We start from the raw sequence: 22,109 nt of genomic DNA on the forward strand, positions 1-22,109 counted from the left end.
GGTTCCACGGACAGTCTGTTGCAACGACTTGGGTAGTATATCAATTCGCAATCGACCGCGCCAAACCCTCCGGCGGGTTTAGTGGCATGATGGCCAAACCTCTATTTGCTCGCCACGCTTCGTTTGACTGCGTTCAGAGGAATTTCCAGCGTCCCAACTTTGTGCGAAGCTTCATCGTAGACGCCGGTGCGAAGCCAGTATTGCCCCTTCGGCGCGGCGATCTGACCGTGCATTTGCAATCCAGTCTTCTGGAAGGCAGCATAGGCGTCTGGCTTAATCGCGAGGTTCACCAGATGATCTTCACGGCTTGCGGCTCGACCGTACTTGTCATAAACGATCATCGACAGGTTCAACCTGCCCGTATGCACTCCGTCCTGGCCCAGTTTCAAATGCAAATCATCCAAGTCGAGAGCGAAATCGACAGAATAACGATCTAGGGGTCCGTTCAGAGAGGGCTTGGCGGCGGCGGTCCCTGTAGCCTTTGCATTCATCTGTTGCACCAGTGTCTTGTAGAGGATTTGCTCTGACTCGGGCATTCCGAAGACCATGAAAGGCTCAAGGGGATCAAGTCGCGTCGGGTTTTGCGAGGCGCTCTCCGCGGCCTGTTCCTGTCTCCCCTGCGCAGCCCCCGGCAACGCGTCGTCGCGCGCGATGTAGCCTTGTCGATACGACAACTTGTAATGCTCGTTATCTCCAACCTTCAGTTCAATTTTTCGGTAGCTGCCGTCCATCCTGGAATTTGTCGGCGAATAGGAAATTGTATAGAAATTGCTGCTTTGGTCCGTAACCTTACCGATAATCTCGGAGAGATCATTCATGTTGTAGAAAGCTTTGCCGCCTGTCTCTTGGGCTAGCATATCCATCGTTGAATCACTTGAATTTTTTTTCTGCCGCTCGTTTTGCAGTCCGCCAGAAAGTCCACCCTCGCCGGCACTTGGAGCATCCCCGGTAACAGCCGGAGGAGGTCCAAGCAACTGCGGCGCAGATGTGATCGTGGGATCAAGTAAATTCTCTGCCTGGTAATAGCGTGGAACATCCGCGCCCCGCACATCCACCGGGTAAATTGCCACTCGAGCTGCCGCGAGCATATTGATTGTCTTGTCGATCGAGCCTTCAAAACGCATCGATGTCTGTCCAAACAACTCAAGTGGAAATGCGCCTGACATCCAAATCACATTCTTGCGGCCTGGAAACGATCCCAGGAATGCGGCCAGCTGATTCAAATTCTGCAGCGTTCTGTATTCACGATCGCTGTCCTGGGAGTAATGCGTCTCCTGCAGAAATTGCTGAAATGCCGCGATTGACTGTGGAGAAACGGAGAATGCAACTTGATTCGATCCCGCCGCTTCCATCTCGGTCATCATTTCGAGCGTCTTGCCCTCCGCGTGAGACTCCTCCTGCGACTCCAGCAATACCGCTGGCTCCGACTTGTCATTCTTGCGGTAGCCTAGAGCCGCGGCCAAGAGCGCCGGGTCGTCTGAAAAACCCTGGATGAAACTCAACCGCATCGACATCGTAAAGATAGCGAGTCTCGTTCCTGGCTTGAGGGTCTTCAGGTAATGCTCCGCCGCCTTCTTCAGATACATCTGGTCAGCCATCGGAGTGTTCAAGGCATCCAGCACCAGGACATTTACTGCCGGAGGCATCGGAAGCGGAGAGAAATTGGTGAACTCATTCGGAGGCATCTGCGGGAGAGTCCCGTTTCGTCTGCTGCTAGCCAGCGACTCGGCATTGTGTTCTTCGAAATATCCGATCGACTGCTTCTTGCCCTCTTCCAGCACTCTGAAGTCGCCCTGCTTCAGGCCCTTTACTGGATTGCCGTTTTTATCGGTAACAATCACGTCTACCAAGACTGCGCGACTGTTCACTCTCAAGGTGGTCTCAGGCAGGGAATTTGTCGAGTCATTGCTCTGAGCCAACAAGGCCGTGGCACATATAGCTGCAAATGCGGTGATTCCCATCCTTAGACGCTTCATGCGAGGACCTCCCACGCTCGGAAAGACTAGCACCTTGCTAATGCTGTCGTCCCGGTAAAACCATCCGTTTTAGGGCTGCTTGATCTGCCCACTGGCTGCCGGACTGCCCGGCTTGAATTGTTCGCCACCACTTGGTGGCCTTTCGATAGGCTTTTCCGGCGAAGAATGGCTATTGCCTGCTTCATCAAAGATCATGGTGACATTGGAGCCGAACCGGTGGTAATTCGAGAAAATCGTTTGGTTAACCATCATCACCGGCTTCCGAAGTTTATGGTTCCCATGCGCGCAGCCATTCGCTTCCTCATTCATAAAAGTCAGGCTTCGCAATGGGCAGATCGATCGGCGGTTGCCGAGTACCACCAAGCCATATTCGATGACGCTAGCCACATGCGTTACCGGATCGCCGGGCTTTGACTCCGCCGCCAAAGTGATCCGCAGAATGGCGCCGCTCTTTGGGTCCAATGCCAGTTCGCCGCTATAGCCGGGCAAGTCGTGAAACGAAACATGGTCCTGGCACGCATCCGTGACCTCGTAGTGGGAGAATTCTCGAGGAACGGAATATCGAAAAGCAGCCGCCGGACCCGCCATAGATTGCTCCCAGTGGTCGAATGCGATGCTGCCCTTCTCCACATCCATCAGCACCACGGCCGCTTCGGCTCCGAATTCACCACGACTTTCCAAACCATTGTCTTTTCTTTTTACCTGCCCCGGCCCGGCTCCCTCGTCGGTGACTTCCTGTCCATCACGGAAAGTGATCCTTCGCTGTTCTGATCCAACGCGATGAAGCCCGGCTTGATCGGCTGTTGCCTGGAAATATTTCATGGCCATCGGGGAATCGTCGAATCGAGTTGTCGTTTGCGTTGCCATGAAATTCGGCAAGTGTGATAACTCGCGCAGCACGTACGAACGCGACTCCTGGAGCATCTTCTGTTGCGCTGCTGCATCCGGCGGCGGGCGAAGGATCTGTTCGGCCGCTGGCAGCCTCAATAAGGCGGAGCGATCCGCCAGCTGTTCGAGTGCCTGTTGCACGTGTGCGCCGAGATTGTATTTCCCAACAAATCGGTACATAGTGAGCGTGCTTAGACGCTCCGTCAGTTCGATTCCCGCAACCTTGGGTAAAAGCTCGTCGTCCTGATCGAGTTGCTGCAACAGATCGCCATCACTGATCTCCCCGATCTCTTCGGGTGCGCCTTGTTTTACCATCTTCGCGGTTTGCGGTAGATGAGCCGCATGCTGCGCGAGAATCCCCTCAAGTTGACTCACAGTCATTTTTTCGCTGGCGCTCGCTGGTAAAACGAGTGCCGACGAAATCCCGATGAGTAACAGCAATCTCATCAAAAGAGACCCTTCCGCTGACCCGCGCGATCCTTAATGGTCCAACCTGAGAACTTGCGCCGAAGATCGTTAGCTCCTCCATTTGCGGGAACCAACGTTAGCCCCCGATTCTAGCGCAATTATCCTCCGCAAATGTCTCAGAATCTTCATGCAGTCGTGCGTTGCCCTCGCCGGTGTTAACCTTTCCATAGCTTTAGCGACAAAGTTTTTATGTCTCTGAAAAAGCCAACTCGCCGCGAATTCCTCGTTGCGGGTTCAACTGCGGCCATCGCCGCCGCGGTCCCTGCTAACACTTCCGATGCTGCCTCGCGGCCAAACGCAGCCCCAGCATTTGCGGCGTTAGATGGCGAATTGCTGCCGTTCTCCCCTGCGGACCTAGCTCAGCCAGGTTCCCAAAGGACTTTCAACGGAGATAGAGCAACCCAAGTTGCCATGCCTATTGGGGGTCTCGGCGCCGGATGCGTCTGCGTCAATGGCTCTGGCGGCTTGCAGGACTTCTGTATTCGAACCCGTCCAGAAACCACTGCACTCCCGGCAGGATTCACCTCGAATTCCGGTGAAGCCGCCTTCGCCATTCTTCATGTAAAGGGTGCAACTCCTGTCACCAAGCTCATTGAAGGGCCGTTCCCTCCTTTCAAAATTTTTGACCAGGGATTGCAGGGGCAGGGATTGCGCCGCGGCGGATCCGAAGGGTTTCCGCGCTTTGAGAAGTGCAACTTTCGCGGTGAGTTCCCTTTCGCGGAGGCTCGGTTTGCCGATCAGGCTATTCCGCTCGACATATCTCTCGTAGCCTGGAACCCCTTCATTCCACTCGACGACAAGAACTCCGGCATCCCTTGCGCCATCCTTGAGTACACGTTTCGCAACACGGCGTCACGTGCAGTCGACTATGAGTTTTCCTACCATCTTTCGCATCTAGCGCCTGGCTGTCGCCCCGACCAGGCCGCCAGTGCCAATAGCGTGATACCAGGCAAGGGTGCTTTTCTTTTCAATCGAGAATCGCCCAACGCAGAGGCCTACGGCAGTGCCACCCTGACCACCATCGGCGCAAAACCCAAGATAAAGGCTATGTGGCTGCGCAGCCCGGGCTGGGAATTCGATTCCCTTTCCGCTCTATGGCGAGAGGTTTCCTCCGGGAACTTCACCACCAATGAAGGATCAAACACTACCGACAATGCGGGCCGCAACGGTGCTTCTATCTTGTTGGAGGGCCATCTCGGCCCGGGTGAATCGCACACATTTCCCATCCTTATTACCTGGCACTTCCCCAACTGCTATCTAAGCGAGGGCGGAGTCGCAACCGCTCAAACTTCAGCGGGCATTGAAGGCCAGCCTGGCTGTCGTACAGTTCCCGCCGATGCTCCTCCGCCCTGGCATCCTTACTATTCCACGCTGTGGAAGGACGCTCGCGACGTTGCCGCCTACGTGGAACAAAACTACCCCAGTCTCCGCACTCGTACCATCCAGTTCAAGAACGCAATCTTCAATTCCACGTTTCCGCCGTACGCGCTTGATGCCATCTCCGCGAATCTAGCGATTTTGAAAGCGCCAACCATCCTGCGCGAGGCAAGCGGCAACATCTGGGGATGGGAAGGTTGCTTTCCTGATGCCGGCTGCTGCCACGGCTCGTGCACCCACGTGTGGAATTACGCGCAGGCACTCCCGCATCTCTACCCTCAGCTTGAGCGAACCCTTCGCGACCTTGAACTCGTTCGGTCCATGGACGAACGCGGCCACATCAACTTTCGTGGAGCTATTCCCGATGGTCCAGTCGATCACACCGGTCACGCCGCTGCCGATGGCCAACTTGGTGGCATCATGAAGGTTTTCCGGGACTGGCAGATTTCCGGCGATCCCGCATGGCTGAAGCGAATGTACCCGCTCGCCAAGCGGTCTTTGGATTATGGAATCGCCACTTGGGACCCCGACCATCGCGGCGCGCTCTTCGAGCCGCACCACAATACATATGACATCGAGTTCTGGGGACCCGATGGCATGTGCACCACAATCTATCTTGGTGCTCTCTGCGCCATGGCTAACATGGCAACCACCCTCGGTGAATCCGCGGATGCCAAGCTCTACGGTGATCTTGCCCAGCGCTCTGCGAAGTTCCTGGATGAAAATCTCTTCAACAACGACTACTACCAGCAGAAGGTCGATTTCCAGAATCTCCACGACAGATCGTTCGCGCAATCGATTGCCCAGGTGGATGAGAAGAGTAGCGAAATGCAGCAGCTGCTCAAGCGCGAAGGACCGAAATATCAATACGGCTCCGGCTGTCTTTCCGATGGCGTGATTGGTGCGTGGATGGCCGGCATCTATGGCATCGATACGCCGCTCTCGCAGAAGAACGTTCGCTCCACGTTGCAAGCCATTTTCCGCAACAACTTTAAGACTGATCTCAGTCAGCACGCCAACGCTCAGCGCCCCGGCTATGCGATGGGCCACGAACCCGGGCTGTTGTTGTGTAGCTGGCCTCGCGGCGAAAAGCCGACATTGCCCTTCGTCTACTCCGACGAGGTATGGACTGGCATCGAATACCAAGTCGCCTCTCACCTGATTCACGAAGGGTTCGTCGACGATGGCCTCACCATCGTAAAGGCAGTGCGTAATCGCTACGACGGACGCACCCGCAATCCATGGAACGAATATGAGTGCGGCAACTGGTACGCCCGGGCAATGTCGAGCTTTGCATTGGTAGGCGCACTCTCCGGCTTCCGCTACTCTGCCGTCGACAAGACTTTACACTTTGGTCCAAAGCTCAAGGTGCATCCGTTTGTAAGCTTTTTCTCCACCGCTACTGGGTATGGCACCATTGCGCTCGATGGCCACGTGATCACTGTGAACGTGATCGAAGGCGAACTGCTCATAGAAAAACTCCAGCTCGCCGATGCAGAAGGCGCTCGATCACTGGACTGGAAGGTCGCCGCCCGTGTCGGCGTTCCCGCGACCAGATCACTCTAGGATTCACTTCTGTAAGCATCGCGCCGCATCGTCAATGTTTCATTTCTCAGCCTTGCAATGATGCTCACATCTTCTTCGCGCCGCTGCCGACTATCATCTCCATGTGCACACCCACTATCGCCTCGGCGACATTCTCGCTAACTCCATCACGCATGGAGTAGGCGCTGCGCTTGCGCTTGTGGGGGCAATCTATCTTATAGTCGTCAGCACCCGCGGCTCCGTCTGGATCGTAACGAGCTGTTCGATCTTTGCGTCTACGCTCGTGCTCGTCTATCTCTGCTCCACTCTCTATCACTCTCTGGTTCGCACCCGCGCGCGTCACGTCCTTCATGTACTCGATCACTCTGCTATCTATCTGCTCATCGCAGGAACTTATACACCTTTCACGTTGGTTTCGCTTCGCGGGCCGGTAGGTTGGACTCTCTTTGCGATCGTCTGGACACTGGCCATTGCCGGCATCATCTTCAAAAGCTTTGCAGTAGGACGATTCGAAGTGGCTTCCGCTGTCGTCTACCTATTCCAGGGATGGATTGTCATCTTCGCGGCGCGCCCGTTGATGCATGCCATCAGTCCACACGGCCTGCTCTGGCTTGGCGCCGGTGGCGTGGCTTATACCTTGGGCATCGTCTTCTTCGCCTTGGATCGCATCCCTTACTTCCACGCCGCGTGGCATCTGTTTGTGCTCGCTGGCAGCATCGCCCATTATTTTGCCATCCTGTTCTACATCGTTCCCTCGGCCTGAAATCCGCCCAATTTACAGCACCGTTCCATAATGGAACATGACCCATTACTTTTGGGTGGGATCGTGCATTGGACTTTCGATTTTTTCAAAACTGCCGATGCTACACTTCGCGTGGAGTGAACGAGCATGACACCAGATCCCTATCGCAACGCCTACCAGAAAGCTCTCGAAGACCTGACCGTCATCTCCGAGACGTTTGAGCAGCTGAGCAACCGCAAAAAGCACGTTGAGAACCTCGTTTTGGCGCTGCAGCCAATCTTCTCTTCGGCACAGAGCGACGCGCCCACGAGTTCATCCATCGTCGAGATGCACGCTCCGCAAACCTCACACGAGATGTCATTGGAGACACCAGAACCCACTGCCGAGACGGAGCACCGGTTTTCATTTCTTAATGTTCCCGCGCCCCTGCCCGAATCCGATGGCGATCCGTTCGAACGTCGCGTAAAAGCAAACTTCCGCTTCAGAGGCCTTTCCGCGCAGCGATCTTTCTAAGCCGATCAACATCCATACCACTGCAAAAGCGACAGGCTTCTCAGACCACGGCCGACACAGACTACAATCGCGTGTCGGCCATTCTGTCTGTAAAGGAGGCGTTGGATGTCACCAACGCGCAGGGAATTCTTGCGGGGAACTCTAGGCGTAGCTCTTGCAGGAAAGCTTGAGTCAGCCGGAATCTGCCAGGTTGCTCACTCCGCCACATCTGGGGATGACTTCAGGCACCCTTACGGTTCAAGCAATTTTGGGGAATGGATCGAAGATGAGTTCGCTCTGCCCGCGTTCCAATATACCTGCAATCAAACTACGGACAGTCGCGCAGTAACGCAGCTTCAGCCTGGCCTTCTGAGTCCAACTGAGCATATCCACCAGGTGGGAAACGATCGTATTACTGCTCTCGCATCGAACTTCGGACATGTACGCGTTCGCCAGGATGAGGGCTGTCCTAAACTCCTCAACGACATTGATCCCGAAATGAGCCAATTCGGCGGCGGGCTTGGATATTTGACCGATGGCGATGAGACCCTCACCACCTACTACGATGGCTCGAACTCCTCATTCGAACGGATCTTCGGCATTGGTTACTACCGCAAGCGGATCCGGGGTAAAAGCTATTCACTTGACCAGGTGATAGCCGCACCATTTGGCGATGACCCTGTTCTCGTATCGCAAGCGACCGTCACCAATCACAAAGACACTCCTGCCACCGTGCGTTGGGTCGAGTACTGGGGATGCCAGCCCTTTCAATTCTCCTTTCGCTCCGCCATAGAATCGATGAGCGGATTTGGCGCGCAGACCAAATTGCGTCGTGACCTTGGACGCCGCTTCAGCCATCGCATCTCCAGAATCGACGACAAGGGACTACTGGAATCCAAGCATTTTGAAGGACGATCGGTGGATGAAGAAGCTGCATGGCAGCGCGCCAAGGCCATGCTCCGCGCCAACCCTAACGGGTTCACAGCACCGGTCGCTGATCTAAGGCCTGGCACAGATTTTGAAGTTCTCGATCTCCCCCAGACTTTTCTAGTTTCTCTGGATGGACCGACGAGCGGCATCAGTTCCAATGCCGCCGCTTTCTTCGGTAACGGCGGCCCCGCAAATCCGAGCGAATTGAAGCAGCCCCTCGACGACCACTTGGAAGCCGGCGGGGCACATTCCGGTCTTCTGCTGCAGCGGACAGTGCACCTCAAGCCGAACGAGAGTCAAACCATCCGCTTCCTGTACGGTTATCTTCCAGACGGCTTTGCCGTCCATTCACTCATTGCCAAATATGAGAAATCGGCATCCTCGGTCCTGCACGATTCGAGCCGTACATGGAAACAGAAAGGCATGCGCTTTGACGTGCCCTCTGAGCCCTGGGTAAAGCGTGAATCCACATGGAACCACTACTACCTCAGGAGCAGCCAGACCTACGACGATTTCTTCGGCGAACACATCCTGAACCAGAACGGCTTTTATCAATACACGATGGGGTTTCAGGGCGCGCCCCGCGATCCGCTACAGCATGCCCTTCCCTTCCTGTTCAGCGATCCGGAGATTGTTCGAAGCGTTCTCCGTTACACGTTGAAGGAAGTCCGCGACGACGGGTCACTTCCATACGGAATCGTCGGGCACGGCGTCGTGGCGCCCATGGCATCAGACAATGCCAGCGATCTCCCGCTTTGGCTGTTGTGGGCCGTCAGCGAATATGTTCTTGCCACCCGCGATACCGATTTCCTGAACGAGAAGATCCCTGCGCGGTTTTCGGCAATTGAAAACCGCTCTGAGACCATCCGTAATTTGCTTGAACGCTGCTTCCGCCACCAGGTCAACGATGTTGGCGTTGGACAGCACGGCGTCATGCGCATGCGTAGACGATTGGAACGACGGTCTGATCTACACATGGGCTCAGTCCGCCTTCAAGGAGTGCATCGCAGAAAGCGAAAGCGTATTGAATTCTGCGATGGCGGCATGGGTCTTTGATGAGTATGCGCGATTGCTCGACTATTCCTCTGCAGATTCATCGCTCGCGACGGAAGTTCGCGCAAACGCCGATCGCCATCGCGAAGCCACCCGTTCGCAGTGGAACGGCAAGTGGTTCAAACGCGCATGGCTCGGCCCGAAATTGGGTTGGCTCGGCGATACAACACTCTGGATTGAACCGCAACCATGGGCCATTCTCTCGGGTGCAACTACTCCGACTCAGACGAGCGATCTCCTGCACACCATCAACGATCAGCTTCGCCTCGGACCTTTGGGTGCAGCCCAGATGAGTGATGGTCCCGACATGAGAAAGGTGGGCGGCACCAACGTTGGCACACTGGAGTTAGGCGCCATCTGGCCCTCGCTCAATCAGACCCTCGTGTGGGCGTTAGCTCGCACCCATCCGGCAACTGCTTGGGAGGAGTGGAAGAGAAATTCCCTCGCCTGTCATGCCGAGGCATATCCGGATATCTGGTACGGCGTCTGGATTGGAAATGATTCGTACAACTCTCCACTCAGCAAACACCCGGGAGGAGCAGCCAACGAGCCTTTCTTTCACGGTACCGACTTTCCCGTACTCAACCTTCACTCTCATGCTTGCTTTCTCTATTCGGCCAGCAAACTACTCGGAATGGAATTCACACCCGAGGGTATGGCTATGAATTTGGAGATGCCTGTCGATTCCTATAGTTTTCGTTCCCCGCTCGTCGGCGTCGTGATGACCAAAGATCGAGTTGAAGGCTGGTACGCTCCGTCCCGCCCAGGAAACTGGAAGCTTCGAATCACCCTCCCAGCATCCGCAACGAGAAAGATCTCTCGCGTAGAAGTGAATGAAAAACGCACTCCTGTTCATAATCCGGCGAGTGGGATGATTGAGATCGCCGGTGAAAGTACTCTAGATAGCCCCTTGCGCTGGTCCGTGATTTGGCGTTAAGCAATGATTTAACTCGGCTGTCTCTTTAAATCGCGCATAATGTGCTGTTTATGCCGACTTGGACGAGGACGCTCTGACGATTGGCACAATTCGCGGCAGAGACCAGGCATTCGATAGCTGAGACGCCATCTCCAATCATGCCTTTCTCTGATTGGAGCAACGCTGCATTGACCTCAACTCTCAAACCCGATAAACTACTCTAGTTTGGCGATTCCTGCCTGACGCTGCGGAGCCAACCGCTCGCCCAAGTGTTTTTCGGCGCTCGAGCATACCGTGGCCATGGAAGTTTCCGCCCGAGCAATTCAAGATTGGGAGCACACACTCGCATTCAGCGTGCGTGTCCGCTCTGGAGGATTTATGTTCGCGGTCATTCGTACCGGTGGCAAGCAGTATCGCGTCGCGCCAGGCGATGTGTTGAAGATTGAGTCTGTGGCTTCGGACGACAAAACGCTTGAATTCAGCGATGTTCTCGGCCTTAGCGGCGAGGCGGGTAGCATGACCAAGCCTTCCAGCGCCAAGGTAACGGCTGAAGTAGTCGGCGAAGGCCGTGCAGCCAAAATTCTGGTCTTCCACCTGAAGCGGAAGAAGCAGTACAAGAAGATGCAGGGACACCGTCAAAACTTTACCGAGGTACGCATCAAGGCGATCGAAGCTGACGGCGTGACCTATACCGCTGAGAAGTAAGCGGATCAAGATTGAAAAGGGGATCAGGCAATGGCACATAAAAAGGGTGGAGGCAGCTCCACAAATGGACGCGATTCAAATGCGCAGAGGCTTGGCGTGAAGGCTTTTGGCGGGCAACTCGTCACCGGCGGGTCAATCATCATGCGCCAGCGTGGCACCAAGATCAAGCCCGGCACAAATGTTGGCATCGGTTCCGATGACACGCTCTTTGCCAAGGTCACAGGCCGCGTGAAGTTTTCAGACCACGGCAACCGTGGACGCTTCGCATCGGTCGAGCCGGCAACCGAGTAGTCATCGTTTGCTAGCGGAGCACAAAGGTCGCGGTTCGCCGCGGCCTTTACTATTCTGCGATTCCTTTCGGAAACACGCCACGATGTTCGATTTGCGCTATGTGGGTTGCTGCAGGACCCGATTGAGGAACGAATCAATCTCCAAGCTTGAAATCTTCCGAGATCCTCCGAATTCAGTACCGCAGTAGACAGGGTTGAGTAACGACAGCGTCTGGTTCAAAAAGACCGACGAGTGAGTCTGAAGTCCTTGCCGTGCGACATGGCGTGGCATCGTCTCGACGTGATACTGGCAAAGGCCGCTCATCCGAGGATTTGCGCGGAAGAATTCTTCAAGCCGCCACTCGTACTCGAGAAGTTTGGAGAAATCCCTATCGGGACCAAGCTCCCAAGTCATGTCACCGGTGGCCCACAACCCCTCATAGCCGTCCCTTAGCGCTTGTTTAAGAGCCTGGTCTAGCGCGTCGAGCATTTGCTCAACGTCAAAGTGCTTGCCGTCGGCTAGATGGTGTCTCTCCGAAGAAAGCACCAGCCTCGCGTTTGCGGTCTCGTGCACCACATCGACGCCCGCCGCTGCGAGATAAGATCGCATTCCCGCAACCATGGGTTCACTGTTGAGATACAGGCAACGTTTGTTTTCGTTCAGGTTTTGACGGACGACCTCCGCAAGAACGGACAGATGCCGCGACGGGGGCCCTTCATAAATGAGGCATTGATGGCGGGGAGCCGGGTCCATGAATCGACCCATTATAGCCCGATTTAGAAATGAAGAAAAACAGTGTCGGACGGGCGCGGGAAAAGCAGAAGAGGCCAAACCCGTAGGTCTGGCCTCTCCGTTAGATCACTTCGATAAGCCTACTACTTCGATTCGTTGCCCTGCAGATTCCGCGTCAGAACCTTCTCGACAACCCGTTCCACGTCGGTGAGGAAAAAGCTGTTTGCTGGCTGCTGAACTGCTACTTGTGTTCCGTGCCCAAGAGCTGCTGCGATTTCATTCCAACGGTATATCGTCGAATTGGCGGGCATCACTACTGGTTTGCGCACCCGTTCCGGCATGGCGCAATAAGCGACCCACATTGCCACTGAAAGGAGGATCACTCCTTCATATGCAAACTGCAGCGGTGCGTTCAACGAGGAATTGCCCGGACTCAGTGCCGCGTATATCAGGTCGTTCGCCGACATGAATCCAAATCCCAGTCCAAAACCGACAGCCAGATCTTTGAAGGAGAGCTGCAGGGCGTTAATGCACAGACCCAGAAAAGCGAGAAGACAAAGTTCTAGGATGCTGACGGAGCGCATCAGAGCAAGCGCAAAATCCGGAATCAGGGCCACACTCGGATGCGTATAAGAGACGGATCCAAGACTCGCCACTGCCGACACTAGAGCCACCCAGCGAAATACGACCGTGCCTAACCGCATCAGGCCAGAAAACGCAGAGAGTACCGACCGAAAAATCTCAAGCGTGACGAAGAAAAGGATGATGGCACTGGCGATGTAGACTGCCCACGACGGGTAGAAATAGAACGGAAAATACTGATGTCCCCATGGTTGAGCCTGCACGTATAAAAGGCCCAGCAGAATGGGCATCGAGCCGACTCGCAAAGCGAGATAGACATTTAATGCGGGGAAGCGCTTGTGCAGCCCCTTCTTCCAAAATAGGAAGGCCAGTGTCGCCCAAAGCGCGAACTCGGCAACGCTCATCAGCGACATTGTGAAGTCCAATGGCATACAAGACCCTTTCCATTCTGAGGGTTCTCTCAGAATAGTCCTTGCAGCCTATGGATTCAAATGAAAACTCAACTCCACCCTGTAGCACTTTGGTGCTACCAGACGGTTTTACTTGGTGGTGTTGGTGCATCCCATGCCTGGTCCGCAGGTCGGAACTGGCAGTCCAGCTGTCGCCGATTGGTGACTCGAAAATGCATGTTTCGGGGTCGAAGAAACGGAAGCGGCAGCGGCGCCGGCGACGACGACTGAGAGCACAAAAACACGAAAAGCGAGTTTCATAGTTGGTTACCCCTTACAGAAAAGTCGATACAATTTCTTGGCTTGATGACACTTTTATGGTACTGCAGATTCCAACGCTAAGTCCATCTTTTTCAGGTACATCGAAAGTATCGCAGACGTAAGTGACAAAAGTAACATTATTCTTAGGTAATCTACCCGAAAGTACTCAATTTAGTTACCACCGCTGCGCAGCCGTAATGACCGTTTTCGACCCCTTTTTTGCAGAGTTTCGCATGATAAAATTAGGACTGGCAGAGTTCCCACAAAACCCTCGCGTTTCAAGCGGTTATTCCCCAAATGTGTGGCATGAATCGCGATGCAATTCGGGCTTAAGATGCGACGGGTTAAAGGCGAAGATTCTGCGAATGGAAAAATATGGCGACTGAACCCCGCGATTTGCCCCCTCCCGTTGAAAGCAACGGAAACTACACAGGCGAAGACATCACTGTCCTTGAGGGCATGGAGCACGTAAGACTTCGCCCAGCCATGTACATAGGCTCGACCGGTGAGATGGGTCTTCACCATCTTGTTTACGAAGTAGTAGACAATTCCGTCGACGAAGCCCTTGCGGGTCACGCCAAGAAAATCGAAGTCACCATTCATGTCGACAACTCCATTACCGTCGTCGACGACGGCCGCGGCATTCCCGTCGATATGATGGCGCTGGCAAACGGCGAGAAGATGCCTGCTGTACAGGTGGTGCTCACCAAGCTCAATGCCGGAGGAAAATTCGATTCTTCCAACTACAAGGTGTCAGGCGGCCTGCATGGCGTCGGCGTAAGTTGCGTCAACGCACTCAGCCAGGAATTGAATGTTGAGATATGGCGCGACGGTCACACCTGGGAGATGGATTTCAGTTGCGGCATTGCAACCAGCGAACTTCGCATGGCTGGCACATCCAAGCGACGCGGCACCAAGGTTCACTTCCTCCCCGACAAGAGCATTTTTACCGCGACCGAATACAACTACGACACCTTGGCTCAGCGTCTGCGCGAACTTGCCTTCCTCAACAAGGGGCTTGAGATCGTTCTGACCGATGAGCGGACCTCCGATCCTAAGACCGGGGAAGCCAGGCGCGCTGAGTTCCGGTACGCCGGCGGCATCGCGGAGTTCGTCAAGCATCTCAATCGCGGCAAGTCCGTATTGCACGAAAAACCGATTGTGATGGAAGCTCAACGCGATAACGTTGAGATCGAAATCGCGCTGCAATACAACGACAGCTATTCTGAGTCTGTTTTCAGTTTTGCCAACAACATCAACACTGTGGACGGTGGCACGCATCTCTCCGGGTTTCGCACCTCGCTTACACGCACCATAAACGCCATAGGCCAACAGCTCGGCTTATTCAAGGACGTGAAAGAGAACCTGAGCGGCGATGATGTTCGTGAAGGCCTTGTCGCTGTGGTAAGCGTGAAGTTGTCGCAGCCGCAGTTTGAAGGCCAGACCAAGGGCAAGCTAAACTCCGACATCGCTGGTACAGTTCAGGCATTCGTCAACGAGCGCCTTGGCATGTACCTCGAACAAAATCCGCCTGTAGCCCGCAAAATTATTAATAAGGCGATCGAAGCCGCGCGCGCCCGCGAAGCAGCCCGCAAAGCCCGCGACCTCACCCGCCGCAAAGGCGCACTGGACGGAGGCGGTCTTCCCGGAAAGCTTGCGGACTGCTCCGAGCGCAACCCCGACCGCTGCGAACTCTATCTCGTCGAGGGCGAGAGCGCAGGCGGCACTGCGAAGCAGGGACGCGATCGGCGCTTTCAGGCAATTCTTCCGCTTAAGGGAAAGATTCTCAACGTCGAGAAGGCCCGCTATGACAAGATGCTGGGCCACGAAGAAATCCGTGCCATGATCACTGCGCTTGGATGCGGCATCGGCAAGGATGACTTTGACGCTGCGAAGATCCGTTACGGCAAAATCATCCTGATGACCGATGCCGACGTCGACGGGTCGCACATTCGTACGCTGCTGTTGACGTTCTTCTTCCGCCACATGACGGAACTGATCAAGCGCGGAAATATCTACATCGCCCAGCCGCCGCTCTTCAAGATCAAGAAGGGCCGGTCGGAACAATACGTAAAAGACGAACGAGAGTTGAACCGTGTGGCGATCAAGCGGGCTTCTGAAGGCATGATCGTGCGCCACGGTGAAAACGCAAGCCACATTGAGGGCAGCGAGCTCACGCGCTTCATGGGCTACCTGAACGAGTACCTCGCCTTTGTCGAAAAAGTTGATAAGCGCATCCGCAACGAGCAGCTCACAGAATTAATTGCACGCGCCGAGTTGACCCACCGTGCCGACTTCACCTCGAAGAATGGGAACGAGGTCCCCGCCAAGCTCACGCATCTTTACGACGAGCTCGTGGAACACTCCGATGATTTTGGGATCAAGGTGAGCAAGCCGGTGGAGGACGAGGAGCACCACACCTGGTCGGTTTGCTATACCACGACCCAGGGAGCGACACGCTGCGTTGACTACGCCCTTGCCTCCAGTCCTGAATTCCGCCAGATGATGGCAAAATACTCGCAAATCAGCCAGTATCTTGAACCGCCATTCCTGATCGAGTACGCTGCCAAGGCAACGCAGGAGTCGGCCGCCGAAGAGTTGGAAGGCACTGAATTCGAAGAGGGCCAAACCCCGGCGAAAGTAAAGGCGGAAGTCAAAGCGGCTCGCCGTGCGTCGCGTATCCTCCATGAGCCCGTAGAGAAATCGACTGCGCGCGAACTATTTGCCTATATCGTCGAGCAGGGCAAAAAGGATTACGACGTGCAGCGCTACAAAGGTCTGGGCGAAATGACCGCCCCGCAGCTCTGGGAAACCACCATGGATCCGGAGCGACGCACACTGCTGCAGGTTAAGTTGGAAGACATCGCCGAGACTGAAGCCATCTTCACGACTCTGATGGGCGAGGATGTCGAATCGCGCCGCAAGTTCATTGAAGATAACGCGCTCGATGTGAAGAATCTCGATATTTAAACTTTGGTTACTGCTGTTCTCATCGATTGCCGCGGGAGCGTATCATCGTTCCCGCGGGATTTTGAAGCCTCCTTTTTTGCCGGGTCGCTCTGTTCCGAGAATCCCCCTTTTGGACAAGGAGCATGTAATGAACTTCAATAAATCTCTTGCTGCTGTTTCAGCTGCGTCTCTCGCTATCGCGCTCTCTCTTTCTGGATGCAAATCAAATCCTGCACCTCCGGCAAATCAGCCAGCTGCAACCGCAGACAGTTCGCAGCCCGCGTCCAGTCAACCGTCGTCCATGCAGCCCGCTGCGGACGCCCCGGCCGGCGCACCCGCGAGCCAGCAGGCCACTGCACCCGCACCACCTCCGCCTCCCGCCGTAATTACGCTTCCCGCCGGAACCGCGATTCGGGTGCGGCTCGACACTGACCTCGGCTCGAAGATTTCGCAGCCTGGCGATTCATTCACCGCCTCCGTTGCTGACAACATCCTGAAAGATGGAGAGATCGTTGTTCCGAAAGGCGCCCGCGCGGAAGGCACAGTCGTTGATGCGAAGCCACTCGGCCGCTTCAAGGGTGGAGCACTTCTCTCGGTCAAGCTCGAACGCGTTCACACCCGTTGGGGAAGCTACCCTGTCGCCACCAGCTCCATTTCGCGCGCGGAGCAAGGCAAAGGCAAGCGCTCCGCGGGCTTCATCGGTGGCGGCGCGGGCTTAGGCGCGATTATTGGAGGCATCGCTGGAGGCGGCAAGGGCGCAGCCATTGGCGCTCTCGCCGGTGGAGGCGCAGGCACTGCCGGCACCGCTTTCACCGGCAACAAGCAGATTGTGCTTCCGGCCGAAAGCCTGCTCACCTTTACGCTCGATCACCCGGTACACATCACTCAAAACAATGGAACAGATCAGTCGGACCAACCTGCATTGAAGACGCGATAACGCCATGGCTTCCTGTCAGCCCTCGTGGCCACAAATGAGGTTGCAGTTGCATGGGCTTCCTGTAGGTCACGGGAGTTCATGCCTGCGCTTCAACGCATTCATCGAAGTCGCGAAATGCGGGGATGGCTAATAATCGAGCCTGGTCTGCGCCCACCTACTCACGTTGCCTGGAGTCCACGGGAGTTCTTTTTCAGGTACGCCGTTGCCTTTTATAAGCCACTGTCAAATTTGTCCGCTATCAATTTGAAATACTGGTGTTGTTCCATGAGTCCACAACACATTCTTAAAACAGCAAAAACGAGAAAAAGGCCCATCCGTGATGAATCTGGAAGTCTGTGTCGATTCGGTTGAATCGGCGATCGCCTCCGACAAGGGCGGCGCAACGCGCGTAGAGTTGTGCAGCGCATTAAGTGAAGGCGGCATCACACCAAGCGCCGGACTCATGAGCGCAGTCCGCGCTGCTATCGATATCGAGTTATTCGTCATCATCCGGCCGCGAGGCGGAGACTTTGTTTACTCCGACCATGAACTACAAATCATGCGCGAAGACATATTGGAAGCAAAAGCGCGCAAAGTTGATGGCGTGGTATTGGGTGTTCTGACCAAAGCAAAAACTGTCGACGTCGCACGAACCCATAAGCTTATTGAAGTCGCGCGCCCTTTGCGGGTCACATTCCATAAGGCGTTCGACGTCTGCAAAGATCTTCATCGCGCACTCGAAGACGTCATCGCCAGCGGCGCCGATCGCATCCTCACATCTGGCGGCCAGCCAGATGCAGTGCGCGGCGCGGCTACGATTGCCCTTCTGCAAGAAAGGGCCGCCAACCGCATCAGGATTATGGCCGGCGGCGGCATACGCGTCTCCAATCTGCGAACAGTTGCGCTCAAAACTGGCGTCCTCGAGATCCACTCTTCTTTAAGTAAAAACGTGGACTCTGATCCAGCCGATGAAACCCCGGTCATCGGCAACGGTCCTCAACCTTTTCGCGTGCTTGAACGGGACGTGCGCACATTCAAGTCCGCGCTCGATGCCATCGCGGTGGAAGCACAACTGGGAGCAACTGCACCGTAAGCCGGTTTGAGTCCACGATGAGGCGCGGAGCTAGACGGTTAGTTCAGATTCAAATGATCCCAGTCGTATAGCTGAAACTCGCGAATGTCTGCTTCTCCACTGGATGAGAGAATCCGCAGTCGAACGCGCTGAGCCGTGACCGCTGGAAACTGGTCGATCTTGGCATGCCCGATCGCCTGCCCCTCAGCGATCCTTTTCCACTGCTTTTTGCTTTCGCTCCATACTTCGATCGCGTATTTCTGGATATGCTGACCGTCGTTCAGCCATTCCATTGTTAATGCATGATCAAACGTGACCGGCTCATCGAATTCAACTTCGAGATCTGCCTGATGTGAACCTTCAGGCGCGGACCAGAATGTGTCCGGATCGCCATCAAGCGCGGCCTCAAATTTAGCTCCCCCTGCATGGTGCTTGTGGAGTGCCAGGTTATTTTCTGACCGCTTGCGCAACGCCAAGCCAAGCTCTTCGAGCCGCTTTACGTCGGAATCCGGCAGAAGCCCTCGATTGTCCGGCGCAAGACCCAGCATCAATTGCGCTCCGCGGCCGACAGTCTTGTCATATGTGTCCAGCAGCGTGCTCAGACTCTTCAACGATGATTCATCGTTGGGATGCCAGAACCAGTGCTTGTCGCGAAGTGGGGTATCGGCTTCGACGGGACGCCAGCGCCTATATCCGTGCCGATCAATGACATTCCAGTTTTCGTAATTGACGATGCCGGCCTCGTTTCCAACCCAGCGCGCATCTCCATATTCAAACAATCCCGTATCTGCGAATACAACAGTATTAGGCTGATAGGTCCTTAGCGTCTCGATGATCTTCTTGAAGTCATAGACATGCCCCGCGCTGCCTGCGCCATCCAGCCAGAACTCGACCAGGTCGCCGTAGTTTTGCGCCAACTCTTCTAACTCCGCGTTGTAGTACCTGTCATACTCCGCAGAATCTTTGTAGCGGGGTTCGTGCCGATCCCAGGGGGAAAGGTACACGCCAAATTCGAGGCCGTATTTGCGCGCGGCTCGAGCCACATCCCCCACTACATCGCCTTTCCCGCCCCTCCATGGGCTGCTTTTTACGCTGTAGTTCGTCTGCTCGGTCGGCCAAAGACAGAACCCGTCGTGGTGCTTCGCTACGAGCACAACATACTTCGCACCCGAGTCACGAATCGCCTTCATCCACTGCTCCGGATCGAAGTGCGTTGGATTGAAATCGGAAGGGCTGGCGGTTCCATCGCCCCATTCACGATCCAGAAATGTATTCGTGGAGAAATGCAAGATCACGCCAAATTCCAAGTCTTGCCATGCAACCTGATAAGGAGCCGGACGAATATCGCCCGCGGAGTCTTGGCATCGCGCAGACATTGCTAAGGCCGCTACTACGATCGAAAGAAATCCCCGTCTTGTCCAGTTCCCTGCCGGTCGCCGCATCGAACGCTCCATCGCTTATCCTCGTGAATTCAAAGACAGTTTACGCGATCGAACGGCGGATACGATGCAATTGCTCATTTGCATATATATATCGTGTTACGATATATATATATGAACTTAAGTCACGAGCAATCGGATCAACTGATCGCCACATTGGCTGAATTCAGATTCGAACTACGCCAGTTCCTCCAATTCAGCGAAACTGCTGCCCTCGATGCCAAACTTCATCCGCAGCAGCATCAGTTACTACTCCAGGTCGCTGGCGCTCCAGAAGGAACTCAGGTCACGATCGCATATGCTGCTGGCCGCCTGGGCCTCAAGCACAACAGCACCGTGGAGTTGGTCGATCGCTCTGAACGCGAAGATCTTATCGAAAGAACCATCGACAAGGACGATAAGCGCCGGGCGATTTTGCGCGTCAGTCGGAAGGGGCGCCAAGTTCTGCATAAGCTATCGGACGATCACGCCCGCGAATTGAATGAAATGGCGCCACGGCTGATGCGTGCATTAAAACGCGTCCAGCTTCATTCTCGATCCCCTCTTGCGGCGGAGGTCCTGTGAGATCGCGACCATCTGCATTGCGAGACTTCACCGTCGATCGGCGTACATGGTTCCTATCTGCCGTTTCGATCGCCATCGGAGCCGGTGGCGCTGCGCTTGCAGTTTTGTTGCTGCGCGCAATTGGACTGGCCACCAACATCTTCTTCTACCACCGTATGAGTCTTGCCATGGTCGGTCCCGCGGGATCGAACCAACCGCATGCGACCGTGTTTTTTATACCTGTTATCGGCGGAATCCTCGTCGGCCTCATTGCGCGATACGGTTCCGACAAAATTCGGGGTCACGGAATTCCAGAGGCGATCGAAGCAATTCTTCTGCGCGGTGCCCGCGTTGAACCTCGTGTAGCTGTCCTCAAGCCGATCTCAGCGGCAATTGCAATTGGATCAGGCGGCCCGTTCGGTGCTGAAGGCCCTATCATCATGACGGGAGGAGCGTTCGGTTCGTTGATCGCACAATGGCTGCGGCTATCCGATGCAGAGCGCACAACGCTTCTGGTGGCGGGCGCGGCCGCCGGCATGTCGGCAACGTTTGCTACACCCATCGCCGCCATCCTCATAGCAGTTGAGCTGCTTCTGTTCGAATGGCGACCGCGTTCACTGATCCCCGTTGCCGTGGCCAGTGTGACTGCAGGAGCACTGCGTATCTGGTGGCTCGGCGCAGGACCGCTCTTTCCGGTCGACTTGCCAAGAGATTTTCATCCCGGGATGTCGCTCCTGATTGCCGTTCCGCTTGGAATAGTTGTCGGCTTGGCTGCAGCGGGCCTCAGCCGCTTGATGTACGGGCTGGAGGATGCATTCGAGCACTTCTGCGGACGTGCTCATATTCATTGGATGTGGTGGCCAGCTATCGGCGGAATCGGAATCGGAATCGGGGGCTACTTCTTTCCGCGCGGTCTAGGTGTAGGTTACGACAACATCGCTGAACTACTTCGTGGCAATGCACCCGTCACGCTGTTGCTGGGATTGATCATTGCCAAATCGCTGATGTGGGCCTTTTCATTGAGTTCCGGAACCTCTGGCGGTGTGCTTGCACCATTGCTGATGATTGGCGCTGCAATTGGTGAATCCGCTGCGCACCTCGCGCATCTGCCCGGACCAACCCAGGCTCTTTGGGCGCTGTTGGGAATGGGCGCAATGCTTTCTGGCGCACTCGGGGTTCCGTTAACCGCGATGCTCTTCTCGTTGGAACTCACGCATGCGCTCCCCGCCATCCTGCCCCTGGTGCTTGCCTGCATAGCTTCGTATCTTGTAACAGCTCTGATAATGCCGCGCTCGATATTGACCGAAAAACTGAGTCGACGCGGATATCATCTCTCGCGTGAATATGGCGTGGACCCGCTTGAGTTGGTGACAGCGTCAGAGGTAATGACTGAGATCCCGGCAGGCGATGAAATTAAGGTGGGCAAGTCTGGTCACCTCCCGGAGAGTTACGTCTTCAGCGACGAAACCTGTCGCGCCGTCGCCGAAGAAATGGCAACCTCGGGTTTGATGAATTTGCTGGTGGTAGATCGCACCACGAACCGCCTGTTGGGAAGTGTTGGCGCTGCTGAATTACTGGCGGGTCGCAGACGTGCAGTTAGACGCGAGTCCGAACGTAGCATTGCGTTTCAAATTGGTTACACAAAACCCTAGCAACTCTCATCTACGTTCGTAAGACATTCACAAGATTCCGTCGCACTCCTCAAAGACGAGCACCGATGACATTGCGTGTGCCCGGATACTGCAGACAGTGGAAGCCCGCGGTGATCAAGCGGTTGCCACTCCGGCTTCTATGCCCAATTTCG

The 22,109-nt window shown here is 55.2% G+C and carries 17 protein-coding genes; 12 read left to right on the top strand and 5 right to left on the bottom strand.

From position 1 onward, the window contains the following. Window positions 1-101: 101 nt before the first annotated feature. A complete protein-coding gene (locus tag P8935_RS22235; protein ID WP_348262503.1) occupies window positions 102-1,976 on the bottom strand; it encodes a VWA domain-containing protein in 1,875 nt (624 codons plus the stop codon). A 69-nt stretch (window positions 1,977-2,045) separates the two neighbouring features. Next, window positions 2,046-3,311, bottom strand: coding sequence for a hypothetical protein (locus P8935_RS22240; RefSeq protein WP_348262504.1), 1,266 nt, complete (start codon window positions 3,309-3,311; stop codon window positions 2,046-2,048). Between the two features lie 210 nt (window positions 3,312-3,521). Here P8935_RS22240 and P8935_RS22245 point away from each other — a divergent pair, with 210 nt between their 5' ends. The 7 genes from P8935_RS22245 (at window position 3,522) to rpmA (ending at window position 11,383) form a co-directional block, all read left to right on the top strand. Beyond that, window positions 3,522-6,275: a GH116 family glycosyl hydrolase gene (locus tag P8935_RS22245; protein ID WP_348262505.1), complete on the top strand. Its 2,754-nt coding sequence runs from the start codon at window positions 3,522-3,524 to the stop codon at window positions 6,273-6,275. Window positions 6,276-6,378: 103 nt separating this feature from the next. Beyond that, window positions 6,379-7,017, top strand: coding sequence for a hemolysin III family protein (locus P8935_RS22250; RefSeq protein ID WP_348262506.1), 639 nt, complete (start codon window positions 6,379-6,381; stop codon window positions 7,015-7,017). A 126-nt stretch (window positions 7,018-7,143) separates the two neighbouring features. Beyond that, window positions 7,144-7,509, top strand: a complete 366-nt coding sequence (locus P8935_RS22255; protein WP_348262507.1) for a hypothetical protein — start codon at window positions 7,144-7,146, stop codon at window positions 7,507-7,509. A gap of 105 nt (window positions 7,510-7,614) precedes the next feature. Then, on the top strand, window positions 7,615-9,474 hold the full coding sequence (locus P8935_RS22260; RefSeq protein WP_348262508.1) for a hypothetical protein: 1,860 nt from the start codon (window positions 7,615-7,617) through the stop codon (window positions 9,472-9,474). Then, on the top strand, window positions 9,422-10,408 hold the full coding sequence (locus tag P8935_RS22265) for a hypothetical protein (RefSeq protein WP_348265367.1): 987 nt from the start codon (window positions 9,422-9,424) through the stop codon (window positions 10,406-10,408). The genes P8935_RS22260 and P8935_RS22265 overlap by 53 nt, the downstream gene beginning before the upstream one ends. Window positions 10,409-10,765: 357 nt before the next feature. Beyond that, entirely contained in the window at window positions 10,766-11,092 is a 327-nt protein-coding gene (rplU, locus tag P8935_RS22270; RefSeq protein WP_348262509.1) for a 50S ribosomal protein L21, read from the top strand. Between the two features lie 30 nt (window positions 11,093-11,122). Continuing rightward, a complete protein-coding gene (gene rpmA / locus P8935_RS22275) occupies window positions 11,123-11,383 on the top strand; it encodes a 50S ribosomal protein L27 (protein ID WP_348262510.1) in 261 nt (86 codons plus the stop codon). Window positions 11,384-11,479: 96 nt separating this feature from the next. Here rpmA and P8935_RS22280 read toward each other — a convergent pair whose 3' ends face one another. Next, window positions 11,480-12,127: an MEDS domain-containing protein gene (locus tag P8935_RS22280; protein ID WP_348262511.1), complete on the bottom strand. Its 648-nt coding sequence runs from the start codon at window positions 12,125-12,127 to the stop codon at window positions 11,480-11,482. Between the two features lie 110 nt (window positions 12,128-12,237). Then, window positions 12,238-13,107, bottom strand: coding sequence for a hypothetical protein (locus P8935_RS22285; RefSeq protein WP_348262512.1), 870 nt, complete (start codon window positions 13,105-13,107; stop codon window positions 12,238-12,240). 654 nt (window positions 13,108-13,761) lie between these two features. Between P8935_RS22285 and gyrB the strand changes: the two genes are divergently transcribed. The 3 genes from gyrB to P8935_RS22300 all read left to right on the top strand — a co-directional run bounded on the left by gyrB (window position 13,762) and on the right by P8935_RS22300 (window position 18,344). Further along, window positions 13,762-16,356 carry a DNA topoisomerase (ATP-hydrolyzing) subunit B gene (gene gyrB, locus P8935_RS22290; RefSeq protein ID WP_348262513.1) on the top strand — a complete coding sequence of 865 codons (2,595 nt, stop codon included), beginning with the start codon at window positions 13,762-13,764 and terminating at the stop codon, window positions 16,354-16,356. 127 nt (window positions 16,357-16,483) lie between these two features. Then, window positions 16,484-17,272, top strand: a complete 789-nt coding sequence (locus tag P8935_RS22295; protein ID WP_348262514.1) for a hypothetical protein — start codon at window positions 16,484-16,486, stop codon at window positions 17,270-17,272. 319 nt (window positions 17,273-17,591) lie between these two features. Continuing rightward, window positions 17,592-18,344 (top strand): copper homeostasis protein CutC, encoded by a 753-nt coding sequence (locus P8935_RS22300; RefSeq protein WP_348262515.1) that lies wholly within the window; start codon window positions 17,592-17,594, stop codon window positions 18,342-18,344. A 38-nt stretch (window positions 18,345-18,382) separates the two neighbouring features. Here P8935_RS22300 and P8935_RS22305 read toward each other — a convergent pair whose 3' ends face one another. Further along, entirely contained in the window at window positions 18,383-19,699 is a 1,317-nt protein-coding gene (locus P8935_RS22305) for an alpha-L-fucosidase (RefSeq protein WP_348262516.1), read from the bottom strand. A 177-nt stretch (window positions 19,700-19,876) separates the two neighbouring features. Between P8935_RS22305 and P8935_RS22310 the strand changes: the two genes are divergently transcribed. Together P8935_RS22310 and P8935_RS22315 are read left to right on the top strand one after the other, a co-directional pair. Next, window positions 19,877-20,326 (top strand): MarR family transcriptional regulator, encoded by a 450-nt coding sequence (locus P8935_RS22310; RefSeq protein ID WP_348262517.1) that lies wholly within the window; start codon window positions 19,877-19,879, stop codon window positions 20,324-20,326. Next, window positions 20,323-21,957: a chloride channel protein gene (locus P8935_RS22315; protein ID WP_348262518.1), complete on the top strand. Its 1,635-nt coding sequence runs from the start codon at window positions 20,323-20,325 to the stop codon at window positions 21,955-21,957. Before P8935_RS22310 ends, P8935_RS22315 begins: the two co-directional genes overlap by 4 nt. Window positions 21,958-22,109: the final 152 nt, after the last annotated feature.

It is taken from the genome of Telmatobacter sp. DSM 110680 (assembly GCF_039994875.1).
In the GTDB taxonomy this organism is placed as follows: domain Bacteria; phylum Acidobacteriota; class Terriglobia; order Terriglobales; family Acidobacteriaceae; genus Telmatobacter.